Raw genomic sequence first — 14,869 nt, 5'->3', positions numbered from 1 at the left:
CGCTGGTCTGGCGCACTATGGTATTAGCTTTGCTCCCGCCCAATCGGCGTGATCGCTGTTGATCCCGTCTCCCGCATCCGTCACCTTCAGCACCAGCGAGGTCACCCCGGCCACGCTGACGTCGATGGAGGCTGCCGCGCTGGACGGAGTCAGCGCCGACGGGCTCTCGTACAGCTTGGCGCCATCGCCCCAGACCTCGAACGTGACCGTCGCATTCGCGCCGACCTCGTCATCGACCCCGACATCCGATTGGAACCGGGAATAGGCACCGTTCAGGGGGTAGGTGATGCTGCTCGTCGCATGCGTGCCCATCCCCTTGGCGTACGTGGCCCCGTTCAGGGTGAGGGTGTGCCCATCGACGCTCCGGTCTTTGTGAAGGGTGCCCCACCCGATGGTGGGAGTACCGGTCCAGTTCAGATCGCTGAGGAACACCGCGGCGCCGCTGGAGGTGGTGACCGTGACCGCATTGCTGGCACCCGACACGTTCCCGGCGGCGTCCTTCGCCTTCACCGTGAAGGTGTACGGCGTCGCAGCCGACAGCCCGGTCGCTGTGAAGCTCGTCCCCGTGGACGAGCCGGCCAGCGCAGTCCCGCGGTAGATGTCGTAGCCCGTCACCCCGACGTTGTCGGTCGGCGCCGTCCAGCTCAGCTGGGCACTGCCCGACGTGACGTTGCTCGACGCCAGGTTGGTCGGCGCCGTCGGCGCTTGGGTGTCCGCAGCGACAAGTCGAGCGTTCGCCCAGTCGGCGTGATCGCTGTTGATCCCGTCTCCCGCATCCGTCACCTTCAGCACCAGCGAGGTCACCCCGGCGATACTCACGTCGACAGACTGGGCCGGGCTTGACGCCGTCAGCGCCGACGGGCTCTCGTACAGCTTGGCGCCGTCGCCCCAGACCTGGAACCTGACCGTCGCGCCCGCGGAGATCTCGTCGTCCACGCCGACCTCCGCCTGGAACTTCGCGTACCCGCCGTTCAAGGTGTAGGTGATGGCGCTGTTGGCGTGCGTGCCGATGCCCTTGGTGTAGGCGGTCCCGGCCAGCTTGATGGGGTTTGACCCGACGCTTCTGTTCTTCTGAACGGTGCCGAAGTCGCTCACGGCATTGACCCAGGTGAGATCACTCAGATCGGCTGTCTGCCCGTTTCCGCTGATGGCGGTGGTGACGTTGACCGCGTCGCTGGCCGCCGAGTTGTTGTCGGCCGCGTCCTTCGCCTTCACCGTGAACGTGTACGGCGTCGAGGCGGAAAGGTCGGTCGCCGTGAAGCTCGTGCCCGTCGACGAACCGATCAGCGTGGTGCCACGGTAGATGCTGTAGCCGGTCACTCCGACGTTGTCAGCCGACGCCGCCCAGCTCAGATCCACGCTGTTCGAGGTCACCTTGCTCGCCGCGAGGCGGGTCGGCGCGGTAGGGGCCGTGGTGTCACCCCCTGCGCTTCCGGCGGTCGCGGTCACCGACGCGCCGGCGGTCACTGGCACCGTCACGTACGAAACCGTCCGGCCGTACAGCGACTTGGTCTGCGGCGTCTGCGGAGTGCCGTTCACGTTGATCGTGGAGAGGGTCCCGTAGAACTGGGCTTCCCAGGTGATGGTGGAGCCGGAGTTGTTGGTCAGTGTGGAGGCCGTCGTGCCGGTGTGCTTGAGCTTGAGGTCGTTGCCGCCGACCTTGAGATGGTCGATTTCCACCCACGGCACCTCAGAGGTCAACCGCGGGACGGTGGCCACCTTGTTGTGCGGGGCGTCCGGTTGCACCCCCATCATGCCGTCGATGGTGCTGCTGACCACCATGAACGAAATTTCCGGATATCCGTTCTTGTCGGCCATGAGCTTCTTGAGCCACGCCCAACCCTGCGAAGGACGGTTGTACTGGTAGTACATCTCCGGCAGATAGGAGGTCGCCTCGACATTCAGGTCGTCGTCGTTGGCGGCGATGAAGTCCAGGTAGTCGCCGGTCCTGGAGCCGTGGTCGCCCAGCCCCGCCAACATCATCAGGAAGCTGGCCTCATGCCCCCAACTGCTGTAACCCTTGCCGTCGGCGTCCTTGCCGCGGATGTAGCGGTTGGTCGCCGAATCCCACCAGTCCGTCTCGAAGTGGTCGCGTACCCGCTGAGCGCGGTCGGCCCACTTCGTGCTGTTGGCGTTGTCGCCTTTTTCCTTCAGGATCGCCGAATACGCGATCATCGACTGGTACTGGTAGCCCAGCGCATCGGCGGCGGAGACGAGATGTTCGTTCGGAAACTCGAAGAATGTCGCCGTGTATTCGCCAGGCTGCATCTTCGCGACCGGCTGCTCGCTGGCGGGATTCGCGTCGTTCCACGTCACCTCGTGGTTGGTCAGAAACGAACCCATGGTCGAGTCATAGTACGCCGAGAGGGTCGGATCGTTGATCCAGTTCTGGTTTCCCGTCCACTGGTACTGCTTGTAGGCCTTGGCCATCACGTTGAACGGCGACGGCAGTTCCCGAAACCCCGTGCCGTCGATGTAGTACATGCTCCCGTAGGAGCTGTGCGCCCAGAGCGGCCAGCCGTTCTGGCCCGGATCGTCGGCATCGCCGGCGAACGTCTTCAGCATGGCGAAGGTCTCGTCGTCCAGGCCGAGCGCGTGCGCGCCATCCGACTGATGGGCGATGTCCCTGTTATAGAAGGACTCCCGGTTCAGATAGGCGCCCCAGTAACCGGGCATCACCGTGGTGTGCGTGGGATCTTTCAGCCGCCACCACTCCGGTTCGTGCCCCATCATCGGGTTCCCGGGGTAGAACGTCATGCCCAAAGCCCGGTTCTTGCCCCAGGTGAAGCCCTCGTTCAGTGCCGCGTTCGGTGAATCGATACTCAGCGTGCTGGTCGGCGGCCCCACGTACTCCTGGATCGTGATCTTGTCGACGCGCGGTGTCTCGTTGGCGGACGCGGCCGTCAGCTTGACGGTGTCACCGTTGTTGAGCCTGACTTTGCTCGACGTATGGGTGTCGATGTTCGCGGGATCGGTGTAGTCGCGACCATTTCGCTGCGACGTGGCCCACGAATCCACGGTGGTGGAGTTCACCGCGAGCGTGTAGGTGACTCCACCCGCGGTTTTGCCGTTGTAGCGCGTGATGAGGTCGTAGGTGCCGGCGGCGCCGCTGAATGCCTTGGTGGCGGTGCTCGAATGGCCGGAAACGCCCTGGATGTAATTCACGGTCTCGACCGGCGCGCCGTTGAAGGTGTGTTCCACGCTGGCTGTCGTGAAGTTGGACAGCGCCATGCTCTCGGCCTCGACAACGTACGGCTCCGCCGCTTCGGCCGGTAATCCGGGGAGGGCGGATACGGCAAGGGCCGAAGCCAGCAAGGCCAGGAGCGCATGGGTGAGACGGCGCATCTGGAATCGATTCCTTTCGACGAGGAAGCCGGAGCGCTGCGTTGGAAGATGTTGAACTATGGGGCCTATTGAGTGCTTCACGAAGATCAATGTCAACAGTTGTTTAGTTGGACGAGGGCGGCTATCCTTCGCGCGCCCATGCGCGTATACGGGCGAGGCGGCCTGCCCTCGGCATGGAATGGCTCGATCGAGCGAAAATTTTCATTGAACTCTTGCAAGAGTGGGTGTAGCGTCCTGGCCAACATCACACCCCCACAGGAGTCACTCCATGGATTGGTAGAGGAAGAGGTAGATGGCCATAGGCCGGCGCGGGCCGCATGGCCGGCAGCGCCACCTGGACGAATAGCCGCAGCCGTCGGCGCGGCCGGCGGCCAACGGCTCCTTGGGCAGGGCCGACATGCTCTGCCGCATCAGGAAGATGCCGAACGGCAGCGCCAGGTTGGGCAGGATGATGGCCTGGTAGGCGTTGAGCCATTCCATGGCTGGCATCATCTTGAAAAGCGGCACCAGGGTGACCTGGGCGGGGACGACCAGGCCGAGCAGGAGTTCCTCGCCGTGGAACTCGTAGACTGCGGAGCCGTACTCTGCCAGCGCGCAGACCATTCCAGCGGCCAGGGTGTAGAGGCCGGAGTTGAGCAGGGAGTTGAGGATCGTACGGCTGAAGCCGACGCGCTCCTGCAGGGTGGCGATCGTGGCCATCACCACGGTCAGCAGGATGACCGGCTGCAGTCACGGCAGCGTGATGTGCCAGAAACACCGCCAGGCCCCGGCGCTGCCCATCATGGCCACGTCGTACTGGTCGCCGGGCAGTGCCTGCGGCCGCGAGAGGTAGATCATCGCGTTGTAGCCCACGTAGTGCCAAGCCAACGCCAGCCTGAGGGCGATGCGGGCCCAGAACTTGTCGGTCAGCCACGGGATGTCCATGCCGAGCGCCCAGTTGACCAGCTCGGACTGCGGGTCGAGCAGCACAGCGAAGAGCAGGCCGTAGGCGATCGGGCTGGTGACGATGGGCAGGAAGAAGCCGAGCCGTACGAACGAGCGGAACCGCAGTAGCGCCGGGTTGAACGCGACCGACAGGGCGAGCGCCAGGCCCAGCATGAGCGGGACCTGCACGGCCCGCAACGCCCTGCCGGCATCGATCATGATCTCCACCGCGTCCCGGTACGCGCGCGGCAACACCGCCACCTTCATGCCCGGCTGCCACGGCGGCACTGTCACCACACCAAGCGACGGCGGCCGCACCTGCATCGAGTCGGCCACGTCGGCGGCGTCGACGACCGCAGTATCACCTGCGGGCTCCTGGACCAGTTGGGCCGCCTCGCTCAAGATCTCCTCAACGGTCTCCCGCGTGATCAGCAGCCGTGACAACCGGTCCTGCTCAGCCTCCAGCCGTGACTCCAACCCGGCGATCCGCTGCCGGACCACAGCCTCCCGCCGCGCCGGCTCCTCCAGCAACGAACCCACTGTCACCACCGCCTCACACGCCTGCGCCCACGGTAGAAGACGGTTCCCCGATAAAATGGTCACGCCCATAAAGCCCAGCTCAGGCACTCACCGAGGACGAGCTACCCCCAAACCGGATGTGGTGCCGGTCTCCGATGGGGTCGGCAAGGTTGTCGCGGTCGGCCCCGGCGTCCGTACTGCGAAGATCGACGACAGGGTCACGGCCACCCTGTTCCCTAGCTGGCAGGACGGCCCGTTCGGCCTCCAGCACCTGCCGCAGCTGGGCGGCTCACTGGACGGCATGCTCACCGAGCTCGCGCTGCTCGACGAAAGCGCGCTCGTGCCGATCCCCGATCACCTGGCCACCGAGTACAGCGTCGGACGCTCCACCATCCACCGCATCGTCCACGGGCCAGAAACCTCCAGGTGGAGCGATCGCACGGCGAAGTCGGACGTCGCACTTCGCGCAAGATCGTTCTCAGCGCCAACGGCTGTTCCCGGGTTTCTCGACCCCGGTCTCCGTGGACGCAGAAGGCGCCAAGCGCCACGCTCCGGAGCCGAACATGATCGTGTTCGGCTAGGCTTGAGGTATGTTTTGACGCCCGCCCGGAAGTCGGGCACCCCCGTGACCTCCTTCGTATCCCGAGCAACCCGGAACCCACGAAGGAGACACCCGACATGAGCATGTCGATCCCCGACGCGTTCGCCGCGTCGTACGGTGAGAACAACGCGTCCGGCCGTGCCTGGATCGCCGGGTTGCCCCGGCTGGCCGCGGACTTCCTGGACCGCTGGACGCTACGGCCGGACGGCCCCGCAGAACACGGCATGGCCTCGCTCGTGCTGCCGGTGATCCGCACGGATGGTGCGCCCGCGGTGCTGAAATTCCAGCAGGTAAGCGAAGACAACGCCGGCGCCGCGCTCGGTCTGCGGGCATGGAACGGCAACGGCGTGGTGCACCTGCTCGACCACGACCCGGACACCGGCACCATGTTGCTGGAACGGCTGGACGCGGCCCGGCCGCTGTCATCGGTGGTTGACGACGATGCCGCCATGCAGATCCTCGCCGAGCTGATGGCGCGCCTGGTCGCGGTGCCCGCCCCACCCGGTCTGCGGCACCTGGCCGACATCGCCGCCGCCATGCTGGACCAGGTTCCACGCGCTGTACCGGCGTTGCGCGACCCGGCCGAGCAGCAACTGGTGCACACCTGCGCGTCCGCCGTGGCCGAATTGATCGGCGAACCCGGCGAGCGTCTGCTGCACTGGGACCTGCACTACGACAACATCCTCGCCGGGCAACGGGAACCATGGCTGGCCATCGACCCCGAACCGCTGGCCGGCGACCCCGGGTTCGACTTGTGGCCGGCGCTGGACAGCCGATGGGAGGAGGCGGTGGTGGCGACCGGCGACGTGACCCGCACGGTCCTCCGCCGTTTCGACCTCCTTACCGAGGTGCTCGGCCTGGACCGGCAGCGGGCGACCGGGTGGACGCTTGGCCGCATCCTGCAGAACGCGTTGTGGGACATCGAGGACGGCAAGACCACGCTGGAACCGGCCCAGGTCGCCCTTGGCATGACTCTGCTACGCCGTTGGGCGCCTACTCCGTAGCCCGCCTGGTCACCGGTGAAGCCCGGGTTCGTTGCGCCACGCCCCTGCTCAGAACGGTGAGTCACCCCGGCTGACGGACGAGGCGGCAGCAGGTCCGGGCGTCCGGGCGGGGAGAGTAACGGAAGCACGTAGGCTGGCGAGATGATCTACGTCAGCACGCCCCTCACCCGTGAGATACGCGAAGCCGTGGCCCTGACCTGGGGCGTCACGGGAGAGGGTGAGCGGTTGCACGGCGGAGAGGAATCCGCCGCCTACCGCCTCGACGGGCACGTCATCCGCGTCGGCCCGGCGTGGCGCGCCGCCGCCGAGTCGGAGTGGTGCCACACGATCGCCCGGCACGCCGCCGCCGGCCTCCCCGAGGCTGTCGCCCCGCTGCCGGCTGGCGAAGGGACGACAGTCGTCGTCGTGGGCGGCCGCCCGATCTCCTGCTGGCCGTATGTCGAGGGCGCCTGGCCGGACTCCGACATCCCGGCCCAACGCGAAGCCGGTGCCCGGCTGCTGGCCAGGCTTCACAGGTCCCTGGCAGACTTCCGGCCCGGCCCGCGCCCGGTGCCCGCCTTCCAGGAGTCCGGCCTGTACGGCGATCCGCCCCAGGACGCCGCCGAGCTGGACGACCCCGACCTGGACCGCTGGCTGGCCGCCTTCCACGCCGAGTATCCCGTGCGTCATCCCCTGCACGGCGACTTCTACACCGGCAACACCCTGGCCAGGGACGGCCAGATCGTGGCGGTTCTCGATTGGGACGAGACCTTCGTCGGCGCCCCTGAGCTGGAGCTGGCCGCCGCCGCCCTGGAGTGGGGCGACGACCTGGCCGGGCCGAGCAAGGAGTTCGTGGCCGCCTACCACGAGGCGGGCGGCACGGCAGCCCGCCTGGACGAGGAGTCGCTCGCTCAGCTCGTCAGGCACAAGCTCCGCAGGGAGTACGCCTACTTCCACAGAACCGTCCGCTCGGGGGTGATGCACGACGAGGAGGACGTCGAATACCACCGCGCCCGAGTAGAGCTGTTCCACCGGCTGCGCCCCTGACAGCGGCTGGCACAGACCCGGGAGCCCACGGACGGCGGCCACCGCAGCCACGACGTTTCCTGACATAACTAGGCGGTCAGGGAGGGGGGCGGCAGCCACCAGGTGGGCGGTCGAAGCCTGCCAAGTAGGGGAGATCCGGCGGGCGACGGTCAGCTTTGATCAAGTGTCTGTCAGGAAGGCCAGCGCGTCGGGGGCGAAGCGCTCGTCGGTGAATGTGCCGCTGTGGCTGCGGCCTGGGTAGACGACGAGTTGGGCGTCGGGGATGCCCTCGACTGTCTGACGGGCCAGTTCCAGCGGGTAGACGAGGTCCTTGCCTCCCTGGATCAGCAGCGTGGCAGCCTTGATGTCGTGCAGCCGGCCGCGCAGGTCGAAGCCGTCCTCGGCGTTGAGCACGGTGACGGCGTCGGTGTGGTCCTTCTGGCCGCTGTCCGACAGCCACAGCAGGCCTTTGAGCAGTCTCCGCCCGCCGGCCGATTCGGTGACGATCTCGGCCAGCGCGGGGCTTGGCCGCCTGCCTTGGCGTGCGCGTCCGATGTAGGCGCGCTGGGCTCGCTTGCCGACCGGGCCGAGAGTGCAGGCCGTGCCCACGAGGACCAGGCGGTCGACCAGGTCGGGGTGGTCGGCGGCGAGTTGCAGGGCGATGGAGCCGCCGGTGGAGACGGCCAGCATGTTCACCGGGCCTTCGAAGGTGGTTTTGATCGCTTGCGCATAGACGGCGGCGAGGTCGGGCATCGTCGTGGTCGGCGGCAGCCCTGGTGGGCGGTTGACGACGTAGACGGTGAAGTGCTTGGTGAACGGTCGTATCATCCGCATCGTGGACCAGCGCGCCAGGCCGGTCGGGCTGGCCGCTTGCGGGGTGTAGAGCAGGACGACCAGGGGCGCCCCTTCACCGGCCGACAGGTAGGGCAGGCCGTTCAGCATGTGGTGATCCCGTCTGTGACCGCGTCGATCAGGCGGTCCATCACCGCTGGGTAGATCTCGGCGCCCAGGTGTTCGGCATGCAGCGGGGTAAGCAGGACCGCGCGCAGGACGCCCAGCAGTATCTGAGGGTCGCCTTCCAGATGGGTGTCGAGGAACTGCAGCACGTCGACCATCGGGCCGCCCGCCGCGGCGGCCATGCGCTCAGGGGTGAGCTTGGCGGCGACGGTGGCCATTTCCTGGGGGTGGGACATCAAGCGGCGGTAGAGCGGGTTGACGTTGAGTTCGGCGACGGTGGCGTGCAGGAAGCGCCGCAGCGCGTCGCGGGTGTCGCTGCCGCGGTTGAGGCCTTCGTCGATCACGCGCCGCCGTACCTCCTCGCTCTGCCTCAGCATCGCCTCGAAGTACAGCTCCTCCTTCGAGGCGAAGAAGGTGTACAGCGAGCTCTTGGCGATGCCCGCGGGAGCGGTCAGCTCCTCCAGGGACGTCTTGCGCAATCCTTGGGTCGAGAAGAGGCGGGTGGCGGTGTCGAGCAACTGTTCGGTGATCCGCAACCGCTCTTCCGCGGAGAACGCCGGCGGCACAATGCCTCCATATGAACAGATCAGTTTTTTGTTCACAGCGTAGCACGCGGCGGGCAGCCCCGCCGGGCGGCCTCAGAGCGCCCGCAGGAAGCGCGCCGCGATGGGCGCGGCCGCCTCCGCGCCGCTCCCGCCGTTCTTCACCAGGACGGCGAAGGCGGTCTTGCCGCGGTAGCCGACGAACCAGGCGTGCTCCCGTCCGCCCCCTCCCACTTCGGCCGTCCCCGTCTTGCCCGCCGTACCCGCCGGGAAGGGAACGGCCGAGGCGGTGCCGGCCGTCACGACCTCCCGCATCATCGTGCGCAGGCCCGCGGCCACGCCCGGCGGCAGCGGGACCGCCTCGCCGGTCCGCACCGGCAGCCTCGCCATGATCGGCTGGTGCCAGGCGCCGTCCCGCACGGCGGCGGCGGCCAGGGCCATGCAGAGCGGGCTGGCCACCACGGAGTTCTGGCCGATGGCGTCGGAGCGGAGCCCGTCGAGGTCCGTGTGCGGTCTGATCTCGCCGCAGACCCCGGGGCCCTTGAGGTCCTTGTTGAACCCGAACAGCTCGGCGGCCCGCACCAGGCCGCCGTCGGACAGCAGGCGGATCGACTGCTCGACGAAGGTCGTGTTGCAGGAGGCCGCGAAGGCGCCGCTCAGCGTGAGGGCCCCGGGAATGCCGGATCCTCCCGCGTTGGTGACCTCCTGGCCGTTCGGGGGCGTGTAGGTCGCCGGGCACGTCACCGGCGAGTCCGGGGTGAGGCCGCCGGCGAGCAGCGCGGCGGCGGTGACCACCTTGAACGTCGAGCCCGGCGGGTAGCGGCCGCGGATGGCGGCCTGGCCGCCCAGCTCCCGGCCCAGCCGGTCGGCGACCGCGAGCACCTCGCCGGTGTCGGTCCGGACGGCGACGATCGCCGCGGGCCGGTCCACGCCGTCCAGCGCCCGGGCCGCCGCGGCCTGGACCGGCCGGGAGAAGGTGGTGCGGACCCTTTCGACGGCCGGCGGCGCGAACGCCGTCAGCTCCCGTGCCGTCCCGTCCGCCTGGACCGCCTCCAGGACGTAGCCGCTGTCGGTCTCGTCCAGGTCGGCCCCCAGCATGTCGAGGTAGCGCTCGGCCCCGCTGTCGCGCGGGAAGCGCGCGCCGGAGCGGGTGACCAGCTCGGCCGCGGGCGCCGGAGTCTCCCTGAGCCGGATCCGCCCGCCGTCCTTCAGCGCCGGGTGGAGCGTCTCCGGCGCCCAGAGCACCTTCCACCGCCCCTCCCGCAGGGCCAGCCGCAGTGTCGAGGAGAACGGCCAGGCCCCGAGGTCCTTGATCTCCCTGACTCCCTGGAAGGGCAGCTCGGCCGACCGGTCCCCCTGCCGCCTCAACGTGCCCGGCGTCAGCTCCAGCGTCTCGATCTCCAGATCCCGGGCGAGGGCGCGGTGCCGCTCGGCGAAGTCGGCGGGCCGGTCGGCGACCAGGCGGCCCATCGCGCCGATGTCGCTGTTCTCCCAGGCCGTCAGATAGGCCAGCGCCGTCTCCTCGGGGCCGGCCACCTTGCGCCCCTCCGCCTCCCTCGGGCGGACCAGCACGTAGACGCCGGCGGCGATGACGGTGAGAACGACGATGATGAGTGTGAGGACCGCTCGACTACGCATACGGTTTCTCCCAAGGGTGTCCCCCGGGTTGTTGTATATCAGAGGAAAGAGGATCAAAGGTGATGGTCAGGCGGGAACCGCGAGGGCCGATGCCAGGCCGTTATCCGGTGACCTTCGGCGAGGTGGAGCTCCTGGGGGATCTCGACCGGCCCTCCGGCTGGGTGATCTCCAAGGATGGCGTGCCCCAGTCCTACGTGGACCTGGAGGATCCGACCTACCTCGACTTCGAATACGTCCGGCTGATGGCCACCGTGATCGACCTTCTCGACGAGGGCCCGCTCGACGCCGTGCACGTGGGGGGCTGCGCCTGCACCCTGCCCCGTTACGTGGCGGCGACCCGCCCGGGGTCGCGGCAGACCGTCGCCGAGCCGGACGGCGGCCTCGTGCAGCTCGTCAGGGACCAACTCAGGCTGAAGTCGGTGCCGCGGCTCAAGGTGAAGATCCTTGACGGCCGTACGGCGACCGCCGGGCTCCAGGACGGCTCGGCCGACCTGGTCGTGCTGGACGCCTTCAGCGGCGCCACGATGCCGCTCGACCTGGCCACCTCCGAATACATGGGCGACGTCGCCCGTGTCCTGCGCCCCGCCGGGACCCTGCTGGTCAACATCGCCGACGGCAAGGGCCTGGCCTTCGCGCGCCGGGTGCTCGCCACCGTGGGCCGCGTCTTCCCCCACATGGCCCTGCTCGCCGACCCCGGCGTCATGCGGGGGCGCCGCTTCGGCAACCTGATCGTCGCCGCCTCCCGCACCGGCCTGCCCCTCACCGGCCTGGTCCGCCGGGCCGCCGGGGGCCTCACCCAGGCCCGGTGCGTCTACGGGGACGACCTGACCAGGTTCGTCGCCGGAGCGCCCCCGCTCAACGACGGCGACCCCGTCGTCGTGCCCGTCCCGCCGCCGGCGGTGTTCGGCTGAGCGCGGCCGGACCGCACGGCCGTCAGCCGGGCGCCGGCACCCAGGCGCGCAGGCGCGTGCCCTCTCCCGGGCTGCCGGTCAGCTCCAGTCCCCCGCCGAGCGCGGCCATCCGGTCGGCCAGCGGGCCCAGCCCCCCGCGGCCGGTCAGCGCCGGGTCGAAGCCCTTCCCGTCGTCCGAGACGACCGCCTGGAGCCGCCCGCCGGCCTGCGCCAGCCGTACCTCGATCCGGGAGGCCGCGGCGTGCTTGAGCGCGTTGGCGATCGCCTCGCTCACCGCGAAGTAGAGCGCGCCCTCGATCTCGTCGGGGAAGCGCCGTGCCCGCAGCACCGCGTCGGCGGCCACCATCGTCGCCACCGGCAGCCGCGAGCAGCGCTCCTCGACCGCCTCCACCAGGCCGCCCTGGCTGAGCACGGACGGGTGGATGCCCGCCGCGAGCTCCCGCAGGTCGGTGAGGGTCTGCCGGGCCTGCTCGCGCAGGAGCGCCAGGCTGTCGGGACCGCCGCCCGTCGCCCGGGCCAGCTCCAGCCCGGCGATCAGCGCCACGAGCTGCTGCTGGACCCCGTCGTGGATGTTGCGCTCGATCCGCCGCCGCTCGGCCTCCTCGGCGTTGACCAGCCGGGCCGCCAGCCCCGCGCTCTGGATCGCCAGCCCGATCGGCACCGCCAGCGCCCGCAGGAGGCGCCGGTCCTCGGTGGTGAAGCGCCCCACCGTCCTGGGGCCGCACGCGATGCGCCCCAGCCCGGCCGGCACGCTGAGCACGGCCTCGCCGTCCTCCTCCCCCGCCACCACCCGCGTGCCGTCGGCGAGCTCGACGGCGGCCCACCGGGTCTCCAGCCCGGCCTGGACGGCCCCGGCCAGCCTGCCGAGCTGCTCCACCGGCTCCGCCTCCTCCAGCGCCGGGCCGAGCTCGGTCAGCAGCTCATCCACCGTGGGCCGCAGGTCGAAGACCAGGAAGAGCCGGGAGCCCCTGATCCCCACCCTGACGTCGAGGAGGTTGTGCCGGAAGACCGCCGCCGCGATCACGGCGGGCAGCGCGGCCGTGGCGCTGATGACACCCACCCAGACGGCCGGGCTGTATTCCCCTGCCTCGAAGGCGGAGGGGGCCATCAGCACGAACCCGCCCAGGGCGCCCACGGTCCCGGCGACCATCCAGCGGAGCCGGCGTCGCTCGGTGGAGGCGCTCCGCCGCCAGCGGACGATCAGGGAGATCAGTACGGCCAGCGCCACCAGGAAGGTCACGAGCTGTCCCAGGCCGCCCACGGCGGCGACGACCAGCCCGGCCGTCCCGCTGAGCCCGAGCGGGTTGCCGCCCGGGAAGGTGGAGTAGTAGAGCTCGTCGGGAGACAGGAGGACACCCACCCAGTGCGCGGTGACGGCCGCCGCGGCGATCCAGGCGACGGCCCGCCAGCGGCGCGAGGGCAGGCGCCCGTCGGGGAACATGATGGGGATGAAGACCCAGGACAGCCCGTAGAAGACGGTGAACAGCGAGGCGAGCACGGCGGCGACGCCGGCCAGCGGGCCCTGGCCGATACCTTCCCGCAGCAGCAGGCTGGTGCCGAGCGCGCCGAGGCCCAGGCAGTCCGCGGTGGCCAGCAGCAGCCAGCCGTAGACGTTGTCGGGACGCCGGTCCGCGATGAGCCAGCCGATCGCGGGCAGGGTCAGGCACACCACGATGAACAGCCACTGGCTGAACGGCGCGGGCAGGCCGGTCTCCAGCAGGCCGCCCGCGACGATCGCGGCCGCGGCCACCGCGGCCGCCGCCGCGGCGAGCACACGGGAGGAGGTCGCGGCAGTCATGAAAGGGAGCGTGACCTGCCGCAGAAGTCTCCGTCTATGGGGTTGTCCGCACATCCGTTGCAGTTTGCCGCACCCCGCGGGACGGAGGGTGGCCGGGTGTCGCGGCCGCGCGGCCCTGCCTAGTTTGGGATCAAGGCCACCGGAGAGGTGGTGACGTCCCCGGTCCGACAGGAGCTTTCCGTGCGACTTCCGTTCAGACAGGCACGCATCCTCGCCCTCGCCCTCGCCACCGCGGCCGCGCCGCTGGCGGTGCTCGCGGCCGGTGGGCAGGCCGCGGCGGCCGTCTCCGCCGCACCGGTGGTCGCCGCGGCTCCGGTGATCCCCGACAGCCCGGCCGGCCGGCAGCTGAGCTGGTTCCTCGACGCCGTGCCCAGGGCGCCCATCGCCGAGAGCGAGCTGCAGGACCACCTCAGCGCGAAATTCCTCAAGACGGTCCCGCCCGCCGACTTCAACGCCTTCACCGCGCAGCTCAAGGGGCTCACGCTGGAGAAGCTGACCACCGTCAAGCCCGACCTCCTGGTCGGACCGGTGACCGTCGCCGGGCAGAAGTTCGTCCTCACACTGGCCGTGGACGGCGACGGGAAGATCGACTCGCTGCGGATCGCCCCCGAGGACGTACCCATCCCCCCGGTCCCCGGGAGCTGGAGCGAGCTCGACACCCGGCTGCGCAAGGTCGCCCCCGAGGTCGGCTTCCTCGCCGCCGAGATCGACTCCCGGGGCCGATGCAGGATCGTCCACTCCGTGGCGCCGGACCGGCCGCGGCCGCTGGGCTCGATGTTCAAGTTCTACGTGCTGGGCGCGGTGGCCGAGAAGATCCGCGACGGCAAGCTGAGCTGGGACGGCAAGCTCACCATCAAGCCCGAGTGGAAGAGCCCGAGCCAGGGAGGCCTGTTCGAGCGTCCCGACAACAGCACCACCACGGTCCACGAGGCCGCGAAACTGATGATCTCGATCAGCGACAACACCGCCACCGACATCCTCATCCACACCGTCGGACGCAAGGCCGTCGAGGCCAAGGTGCGGCAGTGGTCCGGCCACGCCAAGCTGAACATCCCCTTCCTCACCACCCGGGAGCTGTTCCTGCTCAAGGGGGTGAACTATCCGGAGCAGGCCAGGTCCTACCTCGCGCTCAGTCCCGCGAAGAAGCTCGCCTACCTGGAGGGAACGGTCGCCAAGCAGTCGCTGTCGGACATCAAGTACTGGACCAAGCCCCGCGAGATCGACACGCTGGAGTGGTTCGGCTCCCCGCGTGACGTCTGCCGCGCCTACGCCGGCCTGACCGCGCTGAACTCCAAGCGGCTGCACGAGACGCTGTCGGCCAACGACGGCAGCCTCGGTCTCGACCCCGCGAAGTGGTCGGCGACCTGGTTCAAGGGCGGCTCCGAGCTCGGCGTGCTGGACCTGGGCTACCTCGCCCGCCCCGCCGGGAAGGCCGGGAAGTCCGGGAAGTCCTATGTCGTCACCACGCTGACCAGCGACCCCCGGACGGTGATCGACGAGAACACCGCCGCCCCGGAGCTCATCTCGCTGAGCCGGGGCGCGTTCGCCCTGTTCAGGACCCGATGATCCGGTGACCGCCGGGACCTGACCCGGCCGGCTCCGAGGCCGTGGCGCGCTCCGCGTCA

12 protein-coding genes are annotated in these 14,869 nt (G+C 69.5%); 5 read left to right on the top strand and 7 right to left on the bottom strand.

Annotated elements, in window-relative coordinates:
- Positions 1-15: 15 nt before the first annotated feature.
- The 3 genes from ACZ6R6_RS23700 to ACZ6R6_RS23690 all read right to left on the bottom strand — a co-directional run bounded on the left by ACZ6R6_RS23700 (position 16) and on the right by ACZ6R6_RS23690 (position 4,809).
- Positions 16-3,345, bottom strand: a complete 3,330-nt coding sequence (locus ACZ6R6_RS23700) for an NPCBM/NEW2 domain-containing protein (protein ID WP_470096637.1) — start codon at positions 3,343-3,345, stop codon at positions 16-18.
- Positions 3,346-3,606: 261 nt separating this feature from the next.
- Positions 3,607-4,050 (bottom strand): ABC transporter permease family protein, encoded by a 444-nt coding sequence (locus ACZ6R6_RS23695; RefSeq protein WP_470096635.1) that lies wholly within the window; start codon positions 4,048-4,050, stop codon positions 3,607-3,609.
- Between the two features lie 24 nt (positions 4,051-4,074).
- Complete coding sequence (locus tag ACZ6R6_RS23690; RefSeq protein WP_470096633.1) at positions 4,075-4,809, bottom strand: carbohydrate ABC transporter permease; 735 nt, start codon at positions 4,807-4,809, stop codon at positions 4,075-4,077.
- A 55-nt stretch (positions 4,810-4,864) separates the two neighbouring features.
- On the opposite strand from ACZ6R6_RS23690, the gene ACZ6R6_RS23685 reads away from it, so the two are divergent.
- The 3 genes from ACZ6R6_RS23685 (at position 4,865) to ACZ6R6_RS23675 (ending at position 7,419) form a co-directional block, all read left to right on the top strand.
- A complete protein-coding gene (locus tag ACZ6R6_RS23685) occupies positions 4,865-5,470 on the top strand; it encodes an alcohol dehydrogenase catalytic domain-containing protein (protein ID WP_470096631.1) in 606 nt (201 codons plus the stop codon).
- The gene (locus ACZ6R6_RS23680; protein WP_470096629.1) at positions 5,467-6,393 is read left to right on the top strand and encodes an aminoglycoside phosphotransferase family protein; all 927 of its coding nucleotides are present in this window, start codon (positions 5,467-5,469) and stop codon (positions 6,391-6,393) included. The genes ACZ6R6_RS23685 and ACZ6R6_RS23680 overlap by 4 nt, the downstream gene beginning before the upstream one ends.
- Before the next feature lie 141 nt (positions 6,394-6,534).
- A complete protein-coding gene (locus ACZ6R6_RS23675; RefSeq protein WP_470096627.1) occupies positions 6,535-7,419 on the top strand; it encodes a phosphotransferase enzyme family protein in 885 nt (294 codons plus the stop codon).
- 159 nt (positions 7,420-7,578) lie between these two features.
- On the opposite strand, the gene ACZ6R6_RS23670 is transcribed toward ACZ6R6_RS23675, so the two are convergent.
- The 3 genes from ACZ6R6_RS23670 to ACZ6R6_RS23660 all read right to left on the bottom strand — a co-directional run bounded on the left by ACZ6R6_RS23670 (position 7,579) and on the right by ACZ6R6_RS23660 (position 10,535).
- Positions 7,579-8,340 (bottom strand): alpha/beta fold hydrolase, encoded by a 762-nt coding sequence (locus tag ACZ6R6_RS23670; RefSeq protein WP_470096625.1) that lies wholly within the window; start codon positions 8,338-8,340, stop codon positions 7,579-7,581.
- Positions 8,334-8,921 (bottom strand): TetR/AcrR family transcriptional regulator, encoded by a 588-nt coding sequence (locus ACZ6R6_RS23665; RefSeq protein WP_470096623.1) that lies wholly within the window; start codon positions 8,919-8,921, stop codon positions 8,334-8,336. Before ACZ6R6_RS23665 ends, ACZ6R6_RS23670 begins: the two co-directional genes overlap by 7 nt.
- 72 nt (positions 8,922-8,993) lie before the next feature.
- Positions 8,994-10,535 carry a penicillin-binding transpeptidase domain-containing protein gene (locus tag ACZ6R6_RS23660; RefSeq protein WP_470096621.1) on the bottom strand — a complete coding sequence of 514 codons (1,542 nt, stop codon included), beginning with the start codon at positions 10,533-10,535 and terminating at the stop codon, positions 8,994-8,996.
- Positions 10,536-10,624: 89 nt separating this feature from the next.
- Here ACZ6R6_RS23660 and ACZ6R6_RS23655 point away from each other — a divergent pair, with 89 nt between their 5' ends.
- Positions 10,625-11,446, top strand: coding sequence for a spermidine synthase (locus ACZ6R6_RS23655; RefSeq protein WP_470096619.1), 822 nt, complete (start codon positions 10,625-10,627; stop codon positions 11,444-11,446).
- A 22-nt stretch (positions 11,447-11,468) separates the two neighbouring features.
- On the opposite strand, the gene ACZ6R6_RS23650 is transcribed toward ACZ6R6_RS23655, so the two are convergent.
- Positions 11,469-13,244, bottom strand: coding sequence for a sensor histidine kinase (locus tag ACZ6R6_RS23650; RefSeq protein ID WP_470096617.1), 1,776 nt, complete (start codon positions 13,242-13,244; stop codon positions 11,469-11,471).
- Positions 13,245-13,424: 180 nt separating this feature from the next.
- On the opposite strand from ACZ6R6_RS23650, the gene ACZ6R6_RS23645 reads away from it, so the two are divergent.
- A complete protein-coding gene (locus tag ACZ6R6_RS23645) occupies positions 13,425-14,810 on the top strand; it encodes a serine hydrolase (RefSeq protein ID WP_470096615.1) in 1,386 nt (461 codons plus the stop codon).
- Positions 14,811-14,869: the final 59 nt, after the last annotated feature.

It is taken from the genome of Streptosporangium sp. NPDC048886 (genome assembly GCF_055586905.1).
Note: the sequence above shows the minus strand (reverse complement) of the source record. Positions and strands in the feature narration are given on the sequence as shown.

Bases quoted from the DNA above. Each gene is read 5' to 3' on its own strand.
- ACZ6R6_RS23700 (WP_470096637.1), bottom strand. From the start codon at position 3,345: ATGCGCCGTCTCACCCATGCGCTCCTGGCCTTGCTGGCTTCGGCCCTT.
- ACZ6R6_RS23685 (WP_470096631.1), top strand. From the start codon at position 4,865: ATGGTCACGCCCATAAAGCCCAGCTCAGGCACTCACCGAGGACGAGCT.
- ACZ6R6_RS23680 (WP_470096629.1), top strand. From the start codon at position 5,467: ATGAGCATGTCGATCCCCGACGCGTTCGCCGCGTCGTACGGTGAGAAC.
- ACZ6R6_RS23675 (WP_470096627.1), top strand. From the start codon at position 6,535: ATGATCTACGTCAGCACGCCCCTCACCCGTGAGATACGCGAAGCCGTG.
- ACZ6R6_RS23670 (WP_470096625.1), bottom strand. From the start codon at position 8,340: ATGCTGAACGGCCTGCCCTACCTGTCGGCCGGTGAAGGGGCGCCCCTG.
- ACZ6R6_RS23660 (WP_470096621.1), bottom strand. From the start codon at position 10,535: ATGCGTAGTCGAGCGGTCCTCACACTCATCATCGTCGTTCTCACCGTC.
- ACZ6R6_RS23655 (WP_470096619.1), top strand. From the start codon at position 10,625: ATGCCAGGCCGTTATCCGGTGACCTTCGGCGAGGTGGAGCTCCTGGGG.
- ACZ6R6_RS23650 (WP_470096617.1), bottom strand. From the start codon at position 13,244: ATGACTGCCGCGACCTCCTCCCGTGTGCTCGCCGCGGCGGCGGCCGCG.